Annotated in this window: 17 protein-coding genes; 9 read left to right on the forward strand and 8 right to left on the reverse strand. The window is 68.6% G+C overall.

Annotated elements, in window-relative coordinates:
• Positions 1-28 precede the first annotated feature (28 nt).
• The 3 genes from MSZK_RS02115 (at position 29) to MSZK_RS02125 (ending at position 3,433) form a co-directional block, all read left to right on the forward strand.
• Positions 29-1,177 carry an SRPBCC family protein gene (locus MSZK_RS02115; RefSeq protein WP_099244327.1) on the forward strand — a complete coding sequence of 383 codons (1,149 nt, stop codon included), beginning with the start codon at positions 29-31 and terminating at the stop codon, positions 1,175-1,177.
• A 154-nt stretch (positions 1,178-1,331) separates the two neighbouring features.
• Positions 1,332-2,555 (forward strand): ankyrin repeat domain-containing protein, encoded by a 1,224-nt coding sequence (locus MSZK_RS02120; protein WP_099244329.1) that lies wholly within the window; start codon positions 1,332-1,334, stop codon positions 2,553-2,555.
• Positions 2,556-2,581: 26 nt separating this feature from the next.
• Complete coding sequence (locus MSZK_RS02125) at positions 2,582-3,433, forward strand: patatin-like phospholipase family protein (RefSeq protein ID WP_099244393.1); 852 nt, start codon at positions 2,582-2,584, stop codon at positions 3,431-3,433.
• Here the strand turns inward: MSZK_RS02125 and MSZK_RS02130 are convergent.
• From MSZK_RS02130 to lpqV, 3 genes are all read right to left on the reverse strand, one after another.
• A complete protein-coding gene (locus MSZK_RS02130; protein ID WP_099244331.1) occupies positions 3,414-4,469 on the reverse strand; it encodes a patatin-like phospholipase family protein in 1,056 nt (351 codons plus the stop codon). The two genes, MSZK_RS02125 and MSZK_RS02130, sit on opposite strands and share 20 nt — an antisense overlap.
• A gap of 96 nt (positions 4,470-4,565) precedes the next feature.
• Positions 4,566-4,751, reverse strand: coding sequence for a hypothetical protein (locus MSZK_RS02135; protein WP_099244333.1), 186 nt, complete (start codon positions 4,749-4,751; stop codon positions 4,566-4,568).
• A gap of 206 nt (positions 4,752-4,957) precedes the next feature.
• Positions 4,958-5,389: a lipoprotein LpqV gene (lpqV, locus tag MSZK_RS02140; protein ID WP_099244335.1), complete on the reverse strand. Its 432-nt coding sequence runs from the start codon at positions 5,387-5,389 to the stop codon at positions 4,958-4,960.
• A gap of 114 nt (positions 5,390-5,503) precedes the next feature.
• On the opposite strand from lpqV, the gene MSZK_RS02145 reads away from it, so the two are divergent.
• Together MSZK_RS02145 and MSZK_RS02150 are read left to right on the forward strand one after the other, a co-directional pair.
• Complete coding sequence (locus MSZK_RS02145; RefSeq protein ID WP_099244337.1) at positions 5,504-6,061, forward strand: cysteine dioxygenase family protein; 558 nt, start codon at positions 5,504-5,506, stop codon at positions 6,059-6,061.
• Positions 6,062-6,065: 4 nt separating this feature from the next.
• Positions 6,066-6,449 (forward strand): rhodanese-like domain-containing protein, encoded by a 384-nt coding sequence (locus MSZK_RS02150; protein ID WP_099244338.1) that lies wholly within the window; start codon positions 6,066-6,068, stop codon positions 6,447-6,449.
• A 13-nt stretch (positions 6,450-6,462) separates the two neighbouring features.
• Here the strand turns inward: MSZK_RS02150 and MSZK_RS02155 are convergent, their stop codons facing one another.
• The 3 genes from MSZK_RS02155 to MSZK_RS02165 are packed head-to-tail and all read right to left on the reverse strand — an operon-like array spanning position 6,463 to position 10,016.
• Entirely contained in the window at positions 6,463-8,187 is a 1,725-nt protein-coding gene (locus MSZK_RS02155) for an alpha/beta-hydrolase family protein (protein WP_099244340.1), read from the reverse strand.
• 9 nt (positions 8,188-8,196) lie between these two features.
• Entirely contained in the window at positions 8,197-8,970 is a 774-nt protein-coding gene (locus MSZK_RS02160; protein WP_099244342.1) for an enoyl-CoA hydratase, read from the reverse strand.
• Positions 8,967-10,016, reverse strand: a complete 1,050-nt coding sequence (locus tag MSZK_RS02165) for an enoyl-CoA hydratase/isomerase family protein (protein WP_099244344.1) — start codon at positions 10,014-10,016, stop codon at positions 8,967-8,969. Before MSZK_RS02165 ends, MSZK_RS02160 begins: the two co-directional genes overlap by 4 nt.
• Positions 10,017-10,226: 210 nt before the next feature.
• On the opposite strand from MSZK_RS02165, the gene MSZK_RS02170 reads away from it, so the two are divergent.
• Both MSZK_RS02170 and MSZK_RS02175 read left to right on the forward strand, forming a co-directional pair.
• A complete protein-coding gene (locus MSZK_RS02170; protein ID WP_099244346.1) occupies positions 10,227-11,075 on the forward strand; it encodes a Bax inhibitor-1/YccA family protein in 849 nt (282 codons plus the stop codon).
• Positions 11,076-11,277: 202 nt separating this feature from the next.
• Entirely contained in the window at positions 11,278-12,144 is an 867-nt protein-coding gene (locus MSZK_RS02175; RefSeq protein ID WP_099244348.1) for an endonuclease domain-containing protein, read from the forward strand.
• A 34-nt stretch (positions 12,145-12,178) separates the two neighbouring features.
• Here the strand turns inward: MSZK_RS02175 and MSZK_RS02180 are convergent, their stop codons facing one another.
• Both MSZK_RS02180 and MSZK_RS02185 read right to left on the reverse strand, forming a co-directional pair.
• Positions 12,179-13,396, reverse strand: a complete 1,218-nt coding sequence (locus tag MSZK_RS02180; RefSeq protein ID WP_099244350.1) for an acetyl-CoA C-acetyltransferase — start codon at positions 13,394-13,396, stop codon at positions 12,179-12,181.
• A 49-nt stretch (positions 13,397-13,445) separates the two neighbouring features.
• Positions 13,446-14,411 (reverse strand): SGNH/GDSL hydrolase family protein, encoded by a 966-nt coding sequence (locus tag MSZK_RS02185; protein WP_099244352.1) that lies wholly within the window; start codon positions 14,409-14,411, stop codon positions 13,446-13,448.
• Positions 14,412-14,601: 190 nt separating this feature from the next.
• Between MSZK_RS02185 and MSZK_RS02190 the strand changes: the two genes are divergently transcribed.
• Both MSZK_RS02190 and MSZK_RS02195 read left to right on the forward strand, forming a co-directional pair.
• Positions 14,602-15,666 (forward strand): alpha/beta hydrolase, encoded by a 1,065-nt coding sequence (locus MSZK_RS02190; protein WP_099244354.1) that lies wholly within the window; start codon positions 14,602-14,604, stop codon positions 15,664-15,666.
• A 33-nt stretch (positions 15,667-15,699) separates the two neighbouring features.
• Positions 15,700-17,094, forward strand: coding sequence for a cystathionine beta-synthase (locus MSZK_RS02195; RefSeq protein WP_099244356.1), 1,395 nt, complete (start codon positions 15,700-15,702; stop codon positions 17,092-17,094).
• The last annotated feature ends 213 nt before the right edge of the window (positions 17,095-17,307 follow it).

A 17,307-nucleotide genomic window follows, 5' to 3' on the forward strand; every position in this document is an offset into this window, starting at 1 on the left:
GAACCACTCCGCAGACTAGTCTGACTGTATGTTCAAACAGACTCCGGCGCCGGTGCCTGCCGACGACCTCGCCGCCTCCCTCGCACCGTTCGGGCAGTCCCGAATGCTGCCGCGCGAGGCCTACGTGGACGCCGCGGTGTTCGAGTGGGAGAAGCGCAACATCTTCTCCGGCTGGCACTGCGTGGGCCACGCCGGTGACCTGGAGGGTGTCGGCGCGCAGAAGGCCGTCGGCTCCGGCGCCGACGGAATCCTGCTGGTGCGCGGCGAAGACGACCAGGTGCGGGCTTTCGCCAACGTGTGCCGCCACCGCGGGCACGAAATGCTGGCCTGCGGTGCCACCGCCAAACGGCGCGGCATCGTCTGCCCATACCACTCGTGGTCCTACAAGCTCGACGGCCGGCTGCGCAACGCGCCCGGATTCGACTCCACCGACGGCTTCGAACCAGCCCAGTTCGGGCTGACCGAACTGCGGCTGGTCAACTGGCACGGCTACCTGTTCGTCGACCCCAGCGGTCAGGACGCCGATTTCGACCTGCACGTCGCCGGGATGGAGGACATCGTCGGGCCCTATCGCCCAGAGGATCTCACCGTGGTCGCGCGGCACTCCTACGAGCTGGCGACCAACTGGAAAGTGATCGTCGAGAACTACCAGGAGTGCTACCACTGCGCAGCGATCCACCCCGAGCTGTCCAAGATCAGCCCCCCGACCAGCGGCGAGAACATCGAGCTGCCGGGCGACTGGATCGGTGGCTGGATGGGCATGATCGACGAAGCCGAGACCATGTCGCTGAGCGGGCGCAGCGGCGGCGTAGCCATCAAGGGCCTGTCCGAGCAGGAGCTTCGCACCGTCATGTACCTGGTCGGATTCCCGAACCTACTGGTGAGCCTGCACCCCGACTACGTCATGACCCACCTGATGATCCCGCTGGCCGTCGACCGCACCTATGTCGAATGCGCCTGGGCTTTCCCCCAAGAAGCCTTGGCCAAGCCCGATTTCGATCCGTCCTATGCGGTGGACTTCTGGGATCTGACCAACCGGCAGGACTGGGCGGCCTGCGAATCGGTGCAGCGGGGTCTGAGTTCGCCGCACGCCAGGCCTGGGCCGCTGGCGCCCGACGAGGACGGCGTCTACCAATTCGTCACCCGGGTTGCCCGGGCCTACAGCGGCTCTCGCTGAACGGCCGTCACGGTGGTAGCGTCGCGGCTGGCGCGCAGGACCGCCCGACGTCCGCTCGAAGAGGCTCAGCCTCCCTGCTGGTGACCACCGACATGTGACCGACCTCCTTCTCGGCCCGGCCTCGCGGACGCAGGGCACGTGAGAGGAGGCCGTGATGGCCAGCAGCCTGCCCGACAATACGTACCTGGACCGCCTGCGCGACGACGCGCGCCGGGTGCAGCGCGGTGTGCACGCCGGTGACGCCGACGCCGTCGCCGCGGTTCGCCGTCATCACCCGCGCCCCGACATGGCCCTGGCCGCAAAGCGATTCCGCTTGCATGACGCACAACTCGTCGTGGCCCGCAGATACGGATTCAGTGGCTGGCCGGCCCTGGTGGGGTATCTGGCGATCGCCGGCAACCTCGCGGTCGACCCGGGCGGGATCGACGAGCGTTCCCTCGGTGTGGCCGATCGGTTCTGTGCGCTGGCGTCCCTGCGCTACGACCACACCGACGCCCCACCGCGGTGGCAGGCCGCGGCTGAGTTACTCGAGGCGAATCCCGATGTGCCGCAACAGCATGTGTGGGCCGCGGCCTCGGCCGGCGACCCGGTGGCGCTGATCGGCCACCTCGACGCCAGCCCCGAGGCGGCGATCATGCCGGGTGGGCCCTTTGGCTGGGCGCCGTTGCTGTACCTGTGCTACTCGCGGGTTCCGTTGCCCCGCAACGACGATGATCTGTTGGCCGCGGCGTCGGCGTTGCTCGATGCCGGCGCCGACCCGAACGCAGGCTATCTGTGGCGGGCGATGTCGACCCCCTTCACAGCGCTGACCGGGGTATTCGGTGAAGGGGAGCAGGGGCCGGGACGCCAACCGCGACACCCGCTCTGCGCGGCTCTGGCCGTACTGTTGCTGCGACGCGGTGCGCATCCCGTCGACCATCAGACGCTCTACAACCGGATGTTCCGGGCCGACGACTCGCACCTGGAGCTGCTGTTCGAGCATCACCTCGCCACCGCAGGACCGAGCCCGTGGGAACGGCGGCTGGGCGAGGCGATGGAAACGCGCGCCCAGATGTGGCAGCGCCAAATCGACTGGGCGGCCGAACACGGCTTCGCCCGACGGTTGGCGTTGTTGGCTCGCCACGGCGTCGACGTGTCCGGCGCCCGGCTCGTCGAACCGGCGCTGCCCGACGATCCGAACACCCGCGACGCCGACGGCGCCACCGCACTGCACCACGCGGCGTGGCACGGCGACCTGGACCTGATCCGTCAGCTCCTCGATGCGGGCGCCGACCCCGCCGTCGTCGACCTCCGCCACGGTACGACCCCGCTGGGCTGGGCTGAGCACGCCTACCAGACCGAGGCCGCCGACTACCTGCGAACCCTCGGCAGGCCGTGACCCGACGACTGGCAGACTCGCAGCTTGTGACCACCAAGCGAGCTCTGATCCTCGCCGGCGGCGGAATCGCCGGGATCGGCTGGGAGACCGGCATCTTGCGGGGGATCGCCGACGAAGCCCCGGACACCGCGCGGGCGCTGTTGGCCTCCGACGTGCTGGTCGGCACCTCGGCGGGCTCCACCGTCGCTGCGCAGATCAGCAGCCCGGTATCGCTCGAGGACCTGTTCGAGCGGCAAACCGGCGACACCTCGTCCGAGCTCGACCCCGGCGTCGACATCGAGGCGATCACCGCGCTGTTCCTGTCCGCGATGGCGCAACCCGGTGACCTCCGCGACAAGCTCCGCCGCATCGGGACCGTCGCGCTCACCACACCGACCGTCCCCGAAGCCGCACGCCGCGCGGTCATCGAAGCCCGGCTGCCCGCACACGACTGGCCGGCACGAGACTTGCGCATCACCGCGATCGACACCGCGACCGGCGAACTGGTGGTGTTCGATTCGGCCGCCGGGGTGCAGCTGGTCGACGCGGTGGCCGCCAGCTGCGCGGTACCCGGCACCTGGCCGCCGGTGACCATCGGCTCCCGGCGCTACATGGACGGCGGCGTCAGCAGCTCGGTGCACACCGCCGTGGCCGCCGACTGCGCATCCGCCGTGGTGTTGGTTCCGGCCAGTGACACCGCGCCGTCGCCGTTCAGCAGCGGAACCGCGGCCGAGATCGCCGCCTTCGGCGCGCGGACCTTCGCCGTGTTCGCCGACGAGGCCTCGCTGGCGGCGTTCGGGCCCAACCCGCTCGACCCCCGCTGCCGCGTCCCCTCGGCGCTGGCCGGACGGGAGCAGGGCCGCCGGGTCGCCGCGGCAGTCACGGAGTTTCTGGCGTGATGACGATCTCCGGGCCGGCGTTGCGGTAGCCGTCGAGGGCTTTGACGGCTAGCTCGCGACCGAGATCGATCATCTCGGCGGCGCGATGGAAATCCAAACTGCGGCATGCTGTTCGGGGAACCTCGATCAGCAGGTCGGGTGGATAGGCGGCCATCTGATGGCGGGCCAGGGCAGCCTGCGCGATGTCGATGGTGCGGTTCATCACCGCGAAGCTGCCCAACCTGGGAACGGGCGCCTCCCGCGAACTGTCGATCAGCTTGTCGTCGCTGCCGGGCTCCATGCCCTCGCCGGCATCCTCGGATTCCGAGCTGGTGCCGAACCGGCTCAGCATCGAGCGCGCCGCGGGCGTGTCCAGGATCGACCGCGCGGCGTTGGTGTCCAGCAGACCCGAGGTACTGCGCAGCAGCCTGCCGAGCCACTCGGTGCTGGCCCGGGTGTCGGCGTCGGCCGGGGCATGCTCGGTGTCCTCGGGAGCGGGACCGGACAGGCTGACCGCGATGGTCAGGTCGGCGTTCACCGCGGCGACCGGAGCCATCGGCAGCGGATCGAGGATCCCGCCGTCGGCCAACAGCCGGCCGTCGAGCACATGCGGGGCGATCACCCCGGGGATTGCGATCGAGGCGCGGATCGCGGCGTCCACCGGCCCCCGCTGCAGCCATACCGACTTTCCGGCGATCAGATCGGTGGCCACCGCGGTATAGGGGATCGGCAGGCTTTCGATGGTGGCCTCGCCGAGGATGTCGCGGACCGCATCGAGGATCTTCTCGGCGCGCAGCACACCCGCCGCGGTGATCGACGGGTCCAGCAGGCGAAGCACGGCGCGCTGGGTCAAAGTCTTGGCCCAGTCGGCGAATTCGTCGAGCGATCCGGCCGCGTGCAGCCCGCCGACCAGTGCGCCCATCGACGAGCCGGCGACCCCGACGATGTCGTAGCCGCGGCTGTGCAGTTCGTCGATGACGCCGATGTGCGCATACCCGCGCGCGCCGCCACTGCCGAGCGCCAAGGCGACCCGTCCGGTGGGAGATTGTGCGGCCATGGCTCCATTCTGCTCACGCATGACCAGGCTTGACGCGAAAGGGCACCCCTTGTGGGGGTGCCCTCTCGGTCTCGGCGCGCGTCGTCGCGCGCCGAGCTAGTCGCGCTGGATGGCGTCGATGGTGCCCAGCTTGTCGCTGCCCACCGTGTATCCGAGCGAATCGATTGTGGTGCTGCGGGTGTCACCGGACCCGCTAGGGGCGGCGGTCGCGGGTGCGGCCAGGCCGATGACGACCGCGCTCATCGCGGAACCCAGCAGGGTCGCGACTGCGAACTTGGTCATGTGGATTGCTTCCTCTGGTCGTGCTGTCATTACAGGGAAGTAAACCGCGAGGTCAGGCAATTAATTCCGATGGCAGCAACTGAGCGGCGACTGGCAGAAATCCGGCGTAAACCGTGTTGCCCCGGTCACGTCGGAGCCCGCGGTGTGACCGCGGCGGCGGTGCGGGAGTGCACTTTTGCTAGCTGTGATCGAAATACCCGGCCGCCTCAGCAGCCGCCCTCGGCGGCGGCGCGCACCGCGATGATCACGGCGGCCTGCTGCGCGGTGGACAACTGGCCCCAGGTGCTGTTGAAGGTCGCCGGTCCCGCAGCGGCGGTGGTCTGCAGGTCCTTGAGGAACGGCTCCACCAAGGTGGTGGGATCGCCGCCCTTGGACTCCATCCAGCTCTTGGCCGCCAGGCAGGCCTGCCCGTACTGCTCCTCGGTCGACTCGGCAGGCACGTCGACCCGGGTGGTCACCCCGCCCGGCGACAGCCCGATCGACGGCGGGGGCGAGCCTTCCGCCACCGAGGGGGCCGCGCTGCTCGGCGGCGGGGACGTCGTCGAGGTGGCGTGGCCGCCGCCCCCGGAGGAGCACGCCGTCAGCGCGGCCGCCGTACCCGCGATGGCGGCCAGCGGGCGCCATGGGTAACTGCGCATATCCCCAATCTATGCAACACTGGCCGCCATGACGGAGTTGACCGGGTTTCGGGAGTGTTGTCGGCGCTAGCCGCCCCTCGATTCGTTCCCCGCAACCTCCGAAAGATCTGCGTCATGCCGTACTCGGGCTCTGCCCCTTCCTTCGCCACGTTCCCGTCCATCCCGCCGGCCGTGTCGGCACCCACCCGGCTACGGCTGCCCGACCTGTTGCACGCCACCGATCGCTACGCGGATCAGGTGCTCAGCGGCCAGTTCAACGACCTGCTGCCGGCCGGCGGCCCGCCCGCAGACCAGCGCTGGTTCACCCGCCTGCACGCCGACGACGAACTCGACGTCTGGCTGATCAGCTGGGTGCCCGGCCACACCACCGAACTGCACGACCACGGTGGATCCCTGGGCGCGCTCACCGTGATCTCCGGTGCGCTGCACGAATTCCGTTGGGACGGTGAACGACTGCACCGGCGCCGGCTGGATGCCGGCGACCAGGCCGCATTTCCGCTCGGTTGGGTGCACGACGTGGTCGGCGCGCCGACCGTTGCGGCACCCGCCGCGACGACGCTCAGCGTGCACGCCTACTCGCCGCCGCTGACCGCGATGTCGTATTACGAAGTGACCCAACGCGACACACTGCGCCGTACCCGCACCGAACTGACCGACATTCCCGAGGGGTGAGCTGATGACCAGCCGAATCGACCGCATCCTGGCTGATGCCCGAGGGCGGCTGCGGCGGCTGGAGGCCGGCGAGGTCCCGGCCGCGGTGAGCCGCGGCGCCATCCTCGTCGACATCCGCCCGGCGGCCCAACGCGCCGCCGAGGGGTCGGTGCCGGCGGCGCTGGTGATCGAACGCAATGTGCTGGAGTGGCGCTGCGACCCGACCAGCGACGCCAAGCTGCCCCAGGCCACCGGCGACGACGTCGAATGGGTGGTGCTGTGCTCGCAGGGCTACACCTCCAGCCTGGCCGCGGCCGCGCTGCAGGACCTCGGTCTGCACCGGGCCACTGACGTGGTCGGCGGCTACCAGGCGTTGGCGGGCGCCGGTGTGCTTGCCGCGCTGAGTTGACCGGGCGCCGGCGCTACTCCGGGGCCTGGACGATCCCGCGCAGCCGCTCGGTCTTCTCCGGCGTCCAGCCGGGCGGCTGCAGGATCGCGGCCCACGCATTGACGACGTCGCGCACATAGCGGTGCCCGTGCCCGTCGGGCACGTCGACGGCCACCGCCATGTCCGCCGACACCTGCAGGAACGTCACGATCGGGATCCAGTACATGTCCTGGGACACGTCGTAGCCGCGCGCCTCGCGCAGCCAATCCGGTTCTGCGAACAGCAGATCGGGGTTCCACCAGGTGATCGGGTCCGAAGCGTGCTGCAGATAGACGATCCGCGGGTAGCCCCACGGTTTGTCGGGGCGGCTCAGGTTGTCGGGGCGCGCCGCAAACCGGATGTTCTGGCCCTCGTCGAAGATCGGCAACCACATCGGTGAACCGGCGTCCCGGTTCACCGTGACGTCGTCCCACATCGTGTTGTTGAACGTCGGACCGGAGAACAGTGCACCGTCGGTGCGGGCGATGATGTTGTTCGGGCTCAGGAACGGCGCCTCACCGCCGAACGAACCCAGGCTCTCACCGAACACGACGATCTTCGGCCGCTGCGCCTCGGGCATCTCCCGCAGTCTCGCATCGACCGCTTCGAACAGCGCCTGACCGGCCTGGCGGGCGTTCTCCTTGTCCACCAGGAACGACAGCCAACTCGGCAGGAACGAGTACTGCATGCTCACGATCGCGGTGTCGCCGTTGTACATGTACTCCAGTGCGGACGCCTCGGCCTCGTTGATCCATCCCGTTCCGGTGGTGGTCGCAACCGCGATGACTTTGCGTTTGAACCCGCCGGCCCGCTCCAGTTCGCGGGCGGCGAGATCGGCGGCGGCCTTGATGTTCTGGGCCGAGTTCTTGCCGGCATAGGCCCGGATCGGTTCGACCGCGGGCGCGCCGTTGAACTTGGTCAGCTGCTCGACGGTCGGGCCGCCGGCGACGAAGACGCGGCCCTGATGACCCAACGTGTCCCAGGTGACCAGCGAGCCGGGGCCGCCCGAACGCAGCGGGGTGGTCGGCGCCGGGTTGTTGGGATCCATCTCGTCGTTGACCGAGGCGAAGGTGCTGTTCAGGAAGCTCATCCCGCCGCGGACCACGATGCCGTTGAGCACCGCGATCGCGATGCTCAGCAGGATCGCCACCACCACCACGAACGAAACGCGCGGTGGCGCAAAGCGATTGAGCAACCGAACCAGGTATCGGACGAGTTTGCCGATCAGCTGGCCGATTTCGACGAACAGGAACAGCATGACCACGCCGATCAGGCCGGCCTGCGGGTAGTTGTACCACTTCAACCGTGGCACACCCATCAGGTCGCGGACGTGGTCCTGCCACACATGGAACCAGTAGATGGTGAGGACCAGCCAGATGATCCCCGCGATCACCAGCACCGGCCAGGCCCACCGCGGCGGGCGCGGGCTGGTAGGCCGCGAGAGCATGTATCGCACCAGCCAGACAGCGAACACCCCGAGGCCGTAGCCGATCGCGCCGGCCGCGCCGCTGACCAGACCTTGGAACAGCGGGCCGCGCGGCAGCAGCGACGGGCTCAGCGACAGGCCGAGAAAGACCAGGCCCAGCGCGGTCCCGGTGAACGTGTACCGCCGCTGCCACCAGTCCGGTTTGGGCTCAGGCTTGGGCTCCGGTCCGGGAGGCGGCTCGGTGGCGACCGCCGAGTCGGCTGGTTGGGGGTGCTGCGGCTCGGCTTCGCTCACGCGAGCACTTTATCGGTGTGTGAAGTTGGCAGGGCGTTTCTCGGTGAAGGCGGCCATGCCCTCGGTCTGGTCGTCGGTGGCGAACGCCGAATGGAACAGCCGCCGCTCGTACAGCAGACCCTCGGTCAGGGTGGACTCGAAAGCGCGATTGACCGCCTCCTTGGCCATCCGCGCCGCCGACCGCGACATCTGCGAGATCGTCGTCGCGACGGCCTTGGCCTCGGTCAGCAGATCGTCGGCGGGCACCACCCGCGACACCAGTCCGCTGCGCTCGGCCTCGGCGGCGTCGATCGTGCGGCCGGTCAGGATCAGGTCCATCGCCTTGGGCTTGCCGATCGCCCGGGTCAGCCGCTGAGAACCGCCCATGCCCGGCAGCACACCCAGTTTGATCTCGGGCTGGCCGAACTTCGCAGTGTCGGCGGCGATCAGAACGTCACACATCATCGCCAGCTCGCAACCGCCACCCAGCGCGTACCCGGCCACCGCCGCGATCGTCGGGGTGCGGACCGCGGCGAGCTTGGCCCAGGCGGCGAAGAAGTCGGCGTCGAACACCTCGGAGAACGACAGGGTGGCCATCTCCTTGATGTCGGCGCCGGCCGCGAATGCCTTCGCGTTGCCGGTGATGACGATCGCGCCGATCCCGGGGTCGGCGTCGAATTCGGCGGCGGCCGTGGTGACCTCGACCATTACCTGACTGTTGAGAGCATTGAGCGCCTGCGGGCGGTTCAGCGTGATGGTGCCGACCCGCTCGTCGCGGTCGACCAGGATGGTTTCGTAGCTCACTTGTCCTCCTCGAAGGTCAGGTCCGGATCCGCCGGCGCGAAGTACTGTTCCACATCCTCGTCGGTCACCGCCGCCAGCGAGGCCGGGTCCCACGTCGGGTTGCGATCCTTGTCGATGATCTGGGCCCGGATGCCCTCGACGAGGTCGTGGGAGCGGGCCGCCGCGCAGGAGACGCGGTACTCCTGCACCAGAACGTCTTCCAGCGTGGCGAGTTCCGCGGCCCGACGCACCGAGGCCAGCGTGACGGCCAGCGCAATGGGGGAGCGCGACGCGATCAGGTCGGCGGCACTTCCGGCCTCGTCGTCGTCGTGGGCGCACAGCGCCTCGAGGATCTGGGCCACCGTCTCGCCTGAGTAGCATTCGTCGATCCAAGGCCGTTGGGCCAGAAGATGACTCGGTGGTGGGTCGACGGTCAGCGCGGTGACGGCCGCGTCCACACCGTCGGCGACGACGGCGGCCAGGAACGCCTCGAGCTTGGCGTGCGGGAGATAGTGGTCGGCGAACCCGAGCGCGATGGCGTCGGCTCCAGAGAACGGCGCACCCGACAGGGCCGCGTGCAGGCCGAGTCCGCCGGGGGCTCGGGACAGCAGGTAGGTGCCCCCGACATCGGGAATGAGGCCGATGCCGACCTCGGGCATGGCCATCTTCGTCGTGTCGGTGACCACCCGGACGCTGCCGTGGGCGGCGACGCCGACCCCACCGCCCATCACGATCCCGTCCATGATCGCCACGTACGGCTTCGGATAGTTGCCGATCTGGGCGTTCAGGCGGTACTCGTCGAACCAGAACGCACGCGCCTCGGCGCCGTCGGCGCGCGCGCTGTTGTAGACCGCGACGACGTCGCCGCCCGCGCACAGGCCGCGTTGGCCGGCGCCGGTCAGCACGACCGCGCGCACCTCGTCGTCGTGCGCCCAGTGGGCGAGCGTGTCGGCGATGACCGTGACCATCGGGTGGGTCAGCGAGTTGATGGCTTTCGGCCGATTCAGCGTCAGGAAGCCGATCCCGCCGTCGACACGGGTCAAGACTTCGTCTGGTTCAGCCGTCACGGCAGTCCTTTCCGTCCTAAAAGGTTGGATGTCCTACTTTTTATCATTCAGCCGGGTCCCGATCAGCACCCACCGCATGCCGTCCACAGGTAAGGTCAGGCTTGGTAACACCGGACACGCCGGGAGGAACAATGTGGACTTCCTGGGAACCGGATTCAAGCGCCGTTCGTTGACGGTGCGTTAGTCGACTTCCACGAGAGGATTCCGACGGTGCGGGAGACCAGCAACCCGGTATTTCGTTCGCTGCCCAAGCAGCAGGGCGGATACGCAACTTTTGGTACCGGTGTGGCCGGTGCCCAGCAGGTGGCCTACCAGGCCGACCCCTACGCCGGGGCCTACCAGCCGCAGACCGGCGTCTCGCGGCCCATGACGATCGACGACGTCGTCACCAAGACCGGCATCACGCTCGGTGTGCTGTCGGTCGTCGCCGTCATCTCCTACTTCCTCGTGTCGGCCAACCTGGCGCTGGCCATGCCGCTCACCCTGATCGGTGGGCTCGGCGGGCTGGTCCTGGTGCTGATCGCGACCTTCGGCCGCAAGCAGGACAACCCGGCCATCGTGCTCAGCTACGCCGCGCTGGAAGGCCTGTTCGTCGGCGCGGTGTCCTTCATCTTCGCCAACGTCGTGGTGTCCGGCGCCAACGCCGGTGTGCTGATCAGCCAGGCGGTGCTCGGCACCATCGGCGTGTTCTTCGGCATGCTCGTCGTCTACAAGACCGGTGCCATCCGGGTCACCCCGAAGTTCACCCGGATGATCGTCGCCGGCATGGTCGGCGTTCTGGTCCTGATCCTCGGCAACTTCGTCCTGGCGATGTTCGGTGTCGGCGGCGGCGAGGGCCTGGGCCTGCGCAGCGGTGGCCCGATCGCGATCATCTTCTCGCTGTTCGTCATCGCGCTCGCGGCGTTCAGCTTCCTCATCGACTTCGACGCCGCCGACCAGATGATCCGTGCCGGCGCACCGGAGAAGGCGGCCTGGGGCGTGGCGCTCGGCCTGACCGTGACCCTGGTCTGGCTCTACATCGAGATCCTGCGACTGCTGTCGTACTTCCAGCAGCGCTAGCTGTTCGCGACGTGCAAAGCCCCGGCCCGATGGCCGGGGCTTTGTCGTATGCGTCGAGTGTGCGCTCAGATTGGTTGCAGGCCGCGATGAGCGACCTGGACGCACACTCGAGGTAGTCCACAGTTCGGGATGCGTCCACAGAGAACGCCAGCAGAGCTGATCAAGTCCGATCGCAGTCGGCGCTGGGTATGACGCTGGCGGCATGGAACGGCCATTCATCGGTAGCCGTGCACTCGCAAGTGGCGCAGTCGCGAACAAATACCGCCTTCGCACCGACTACCGCGCCCTGTTTCCAGACGTCTACTTGCCCGACGATGGGTCGGTGCCCACGCTGCGGCAGTTGACCGAAGCTGCCTGGCTCTGGTCAGGTCGACAAGGCGTGATCAGCGGGTCCGCCGCCTCGGCGCTACTGGGAGCCAAATGGGTTCACGACGACACACCCGTCGACCTGATCCACCGCAATCCACGCGCGCCGCGCGGCGTCGTGACGCATCGCGACTCGCTGTCGCCAGAAGAGTGCCGGCTGACCGCTGGTATGCCTGTGACAACGCCGGCGCGTACCGCATTCGACCTCGGCCGCTGGCTCACCCGAAATGACGCAGTCGCGAAGCTCGATGCACTAGGCCACGCGACCGGATTCGAACAGCAGGAGGTGCTCGAGGTGATCGGGCGACACCCCGGGTCGCGGCATGCCCGGCGGTTGAAAACCGCACTGGCGCTGCATGATCCGGGTGCTCAGTCGCCGCAGGAGACCTGGCTGCGTCTGCTGGTCATCGATGCCGGCTATCCGCGCCCGCGCACGCAGATTCCCGTCGACTGCGGCGACGGTTACCCGCGGTATTTCCTCGACATGGGCTGGGAGGACGTGATGGTCGCGGTCGAATACGACGGCGCACACCACCGCATCGACCCCGAGCAGGCTCGCCACGACATCGTGCGCCACGAGACGCTGGTCGAACTGGGCTGGATTGTCATCCGAGTGGTCGCCGGCATGCACCGAGCTGAAATTTTGCGCCGGCTCAACCGCGCTTGGTCATCGAGTGTGCGTGCAGATCGAAGAATCGCGTGATCCAACGATCTGAACGCACACTCGACGAGAAGAGCTAGCTGAGCCGCTCGATCACCATGGCCATACCCTGGCCACCGCCGACGCACATCGTCTCGATGCCGAACGTCTTGTCGTGGGTCTGCAGGTTGTTCAGCAGCGTGGCCGTGATCCGCGCGCCCGTCATGCCGAACGGATGCCCCAGCGCGATCGCGCCGCCGGAGACGTTCAGCTTGTCCTCGTCCATGCCCAGCGTCCGCGCCGAGCCGAGCACCTGCACCGCGAACGCCTCGTTGATCTCGTACAGGTCGATGTCGGAGATCGACATCTTCGCCTGCGCCAGCGCCTTCTTCACGGCCTCGATCGGGCCCAGGCCCATGATCTCCGGCGACAGCCCGGACACCCCGGTCGACACGATGCGCGCCAGCGGGGTCAGGCCCAACTCCTTGGCCTTGGTGTCGGAGACGATCACCAGCGCCGCGGCGCCGTCGTTGAGCGGGCAGGCATTGCCCGCGGTGATCGTGCCGTTGGGTCGGAACACCGGCTTGAGCTGGCTGATCTTCTCGTAGGTCGTTCCGGCGCGCGGGCCGTCGTCCTTGGACACGACCGTGCCGTCCGGCAGCGTGACCGGCACGATCTCGCGCTCGAAGAAGCCGCTGTTGATGGCCTCCTCGGCCTTGTTCTGCGAACGCACGCCCCAGTGGTCCTGGTCTTCGCGGCTGATGCCGGTGAACAGCGCCACGTTCTCGGCGGTCTGGCCCATCGCGATGTACACATCGGGCAGCAGGCCGTCTTCGCGGGGATCGTGCCACTCCTCGGCACCGGCCGAGGCCTGCTCCGAGCGTGCCTGCGCATCGGCGAACAGCGCGTTCTTGGTGTCCGGCCAGCCGTCGGCGTTGCCCTTGCCGAAGCGCGACACGGTCTCGACACCGGCGGAGATGAAGGCGTGGCCCTCGCCGGCCTTGATCGCGTGGAACGCCATCCGGGTGGTCTGCAGCGACGACGAGCAGTACCGGTTCACCGTGGTGCCGGGCAGGAAGTCATAGCCGAGCTCGACGGCGACGGTGCGGCCGATGTTGAACCCGGACTCACCGCCGGGCTGACCGCACCCCATGATGAGGTCGTCGATCTCGCGGGGATCCAGCGACGGCACCTTGTCCAGCGCGGCGCGCACCATCTGCGCGGCCAGATCGTCGGGGCGAATGTCGACCAGCGACCCCTTCATCGCGCGCCCGATCGGCGAGCGGGCAGTGGAAACGATGACAGCTTCGGGCATGACGGCTCCTTGGTGTGCAGCGTGGGGTGCAGCGAGACTGCACACGAACCTAGCTCGCGGTCACCACGATCGGTGCGGGGACCCCGGTGGTCTTGCGGCGCAGCAGCCGCACGAGCGGTCCGAGCCGGTCGGTCAGCGCCCGAACCTCCGAGCGGGTGACCCACGGCAGATCGGGAACCGTGGCACCCGTCCACTCGCCGAGGGCATGGCACAGCGCCGGCAACAACTGGTTGGCTGCCAGCGCATATCCGGCCGCCGACGGGTGATAGCGATCCTCGGAGAACATCAGCTCCGGCGCTTGCAGGAAGTTCGGCGACAGCAGGTCGGCCAGCGGCACCGGGACACCACCGGCCGCGCGCACCGCACCGGCCTGCGCGCGGGCCAGACGCAGCCCGCGCGAACGGGTGGCCCAGCGCAGCGGTTGCGGGATAGCCGTGATCACCCCGAAGTCCGGGCAGGTTCCCACAACCACCACCGCGCCGGAAGCACGCAATCGCTGCACCGCCGCGCCGAGCCGGCGCGCCGACGGCCCCAGACCGTTGAGCGCCGTGATGTCGTTGGCGCCGATCATGATCACCGCCGCGTCGGGAGGTGCGCCCGCCACGAACATCGCGTCGACCTGACCGGACAAGCCCTTCGACGTCGCACCGACGATCGCCTTGGTGGACAGCCGGATCGCCTTGCCCGACTCCTCGGCCAGCCCCCGCGCGATCAACACGCCCGGCACCTCGTCGGCGGTGCGGCAGCCGTACCCGGTGGCCGTCGAATCCCCGAACACCATCAGATGCAGGTCGAACGGAACGCCGCGCTCATAGCGGCGGACCGGCCCACCACCAGGGTGGTAGACACCGTCGGCGCGCGGCGGGACGTCCCAGGACTTCGGGATCACACTGCGGACCTGATCGGCCTGCCCGCTGAGCAAACTGCGGGCGCCCAGCACGGCGGTGCCGGTGGAAGCCAGAACTCCCGCCGCTGCCAGTGCTGCTGTCGACTTTCGCGGAGCGCGTATGCCCACGAGCCCAGTTTAGGTGCTGCTCGGGCGGGATTCCGGTCGCTGCGGTGGCCCCGCGATTACGGACAGGTATCAGATCCGGTAAGAAATCAGATCGTTAGTTGTTATAGGTAGTGCGGATGGCAAGCTAAGTTACCGGGCTTCGCTCGATTGCCCGGGACACGTATCTACATCGGCGTAGGGAGTGTTGACGATGACCGCACCGAGTAAAGTCCGGACCCCGGGCTCGCACCATGTCAGTGCTGGTGGCGGGATCGCGAAGGGGCATGGCCCGCGCCGATACCCGGTCAGCGACGGGGCGCCCGTCGAGGTCGTCGAGAGCGGGCCCAGCGCCGCGGCGCGGCTGGTTTCGATCGGCACCCGCGTCACCATGTGGCCCACCCTGGCGGTACTCAGTCATGTCCCGCACTGGCCGTGGCCGTTCGGTCTGGTCGACTTCGTCGCCCGGGCGTTGCTGCCCACCCCCGGCACCGTGCGCGCGACGGTCGGCCTGCCCAACGCGTCCGCTCAGCTGGTCCGCGCGCCCGGTGTGCTGCCCGCCGACGGGCGCCGCCGCGTCGTGCTCTACATGCACGGGGGTGCCTTCCTGACCTGCGGGGTGAACTCACACAGCCGGATCTCGGTCGCGCTGTCGAAGTTCGCCGACTCGCCAGTGCTGGTGGTCGACTACCGGCTCATCCCCAAGCACACCATCGGCAACGCGGTCGACGACTGCTACGACGCCTACCAGTGGCTGCGCACCCGCGGTTACGAGCCCGACCAGATCGTGCTGGCCGGCGACTCCGCGGGCGGCTACCTGGCCCTGACGCTGGCCCAGCGGCTGCAGGCCCTCGGCGAGGAGCCCGCGGCGCTGGTGGCGATCTCGCCGCTGCTGCAACTCGATCATCAGCAGAAGCTCGCCCACCCGAACATTCACACCGATGCGATGTTCCCGCCGAAGGCCTTCGACGCCCTCGTCGCCCTGGTCGCGCGGGCCGCCGCCAAGAACATCGTCGACGGCGAACCCGAAGGGGTGTACGAGCCGCTCGACCACATCGAGCCCGGACTTCCGCGCACGCTGATCCATGTGTCCGGCTCGGAGGTCCTGCTACACGATGCGCGCCTGGCGGCTCGCCGGCTCGCGGCCTGCGGCGTGCCCACCGAAGTGCGGGTGTGGCCCGGGCAGATCCACGACTTCCAGCTCGCCTCCCCGCTGATCCCGGAAGCCAAGCGCTCGCTGCGGCAGATCGGCGAATACATCCGCGAAGCCACCGGCTAACCAGTCGACGCCTGAGCCTGACACGATGTAGGCATGCGAATCGCGTCGCACATCAGCGAGCTGATCGGGAACACCCCACTGGTCAAACTGAACTCCGTCGTTCCGGAGGGCTCTGGGGTGGTCGCGGCCAAGGTCGAGTACGTCAGCCCGGGCGGCAGCGCCAAGGACCGTATCGCCGCCAAGATGATCGATGCCGCCGAGGCCAGCGGCGAGCTGAAGCCGGGCGGCACCATCGTCGAGCCGACCTCCGGGAACACCGGCGTCGGTTTGGCGCTGGTCGCGCAGCGGCGCGGCTACAAATGCATCTTCGTCTGCCCGGACAAGGTCAGCGAGGACAAGCAGAACGTGCTGCGCGCCTACGGTGCCGAGGTCGTGGTCTGCCCCACGGCCGTCGCGCCGGACGATCCCAACAGTTACTACAGCGTCTCCAACCGGCTGGTCTCCGAGATCGACGGCGCCTGGAAACCCGACCAGTACTCCAACCCGAACGGTCCGGCCAGCCACTACGAAACCACCGGCCCGGAGATCTGGGCCGACACCGACGGAAAGGTCACCCACTTCGTGGCCGGCGTCGGCACCGGCGGCACGATCACCGGCGCCGGGCGCTACCTCAAAGAGGTGTCCGGGGGAAAGGTGAAGGTGATCGGCGCCGACCCGGAGGGTTCGGTGTACTCCGGCGGCACCGGACGGCCTTACCTGGTCGAGGGCGTCGGTGAGGATTTCTGGCCGGCCGCCTACGACCCGTCGGTGCCCGACGAGATCATCGCGGTCTCCGATGCCGACTCCTTCGACATGACGCGTCGGCTGGCGCGCGAAGAAGCGCTGCTGGTGGGTGGCTCGTGCGGCATGGCCGTGGTGGCGGCGCTCAAGGTGGCCCAGGAAGCCGGCCCCGATGCGCTGGTCGTGGTGCTGCTGCCGGACGGCGGCCGCGGTTATCTGTCGAAGATCTTCAACGACGGCTGGATGTCGTCCTACGGCTTCCTGCGCTCGCGCCTGGACGGGTCGCTCGTCGAGCCGACCGTCGGCGACGTGTTGCGGGGCAAGTCCGGCGCGCTGCCCGACCTGGTCCACACCCACCCGTCGGAAACCGTGCGCGACGCGATCGGCATCCTGCGCGAGTACGGCGTCTCCCAGATGCCGGTGGTCGGCGCCGAGCCGCCGGTGATGGCCGGCGAAGTGGCCGGCAGTGTTTCTGAGCGCGAACTGCTGTCCGCGGTGTTCGAGGGCCGGGCCAAGCTCGCCGATGCGGTGTCGCTGCACATGGGCCAGCCGCTTCCGCTGATCGGTGCGGGCGAGCTGGTCAGCGCAGCCGCCAAGTCGCTGCGGGAATGGGATGCGTTGATGGTCGTCGAAGACGGCAAACCTGTCGGCGTCATCACCCGCCACGACCTGCTCGGCTTCCTGTCCGAGGGTTCGCGCCGCCGCTGAAATTGTTTGCCTGGGCAAGTAATTTGCTGGGGTCGCCACCGGTATGTGTCGGCGGGATGAAGATTCGGCATTGGCGCGATACGCAGGTACTTCTCAGGTAGATTTAGGCCGCTTCACCGCAGGTGATCACTCGGATCTGGAAGGCGTCATGACCGAACAACCGCCAGGCCCCCCGCCAGGGAGCTATCCGCCGCCCCCGCCTGGCGGCTATCC

This window comes from Mycobacterium sp. shizuoka-1 (assembly GCF_002723835.1).
In the GTDB taxonomy this organism is placed as follows: Bacteria; Actinomycetota; Actinomycetes; order Mycobacteriales; family Mycobacteriaceae; genus Mycobacterium.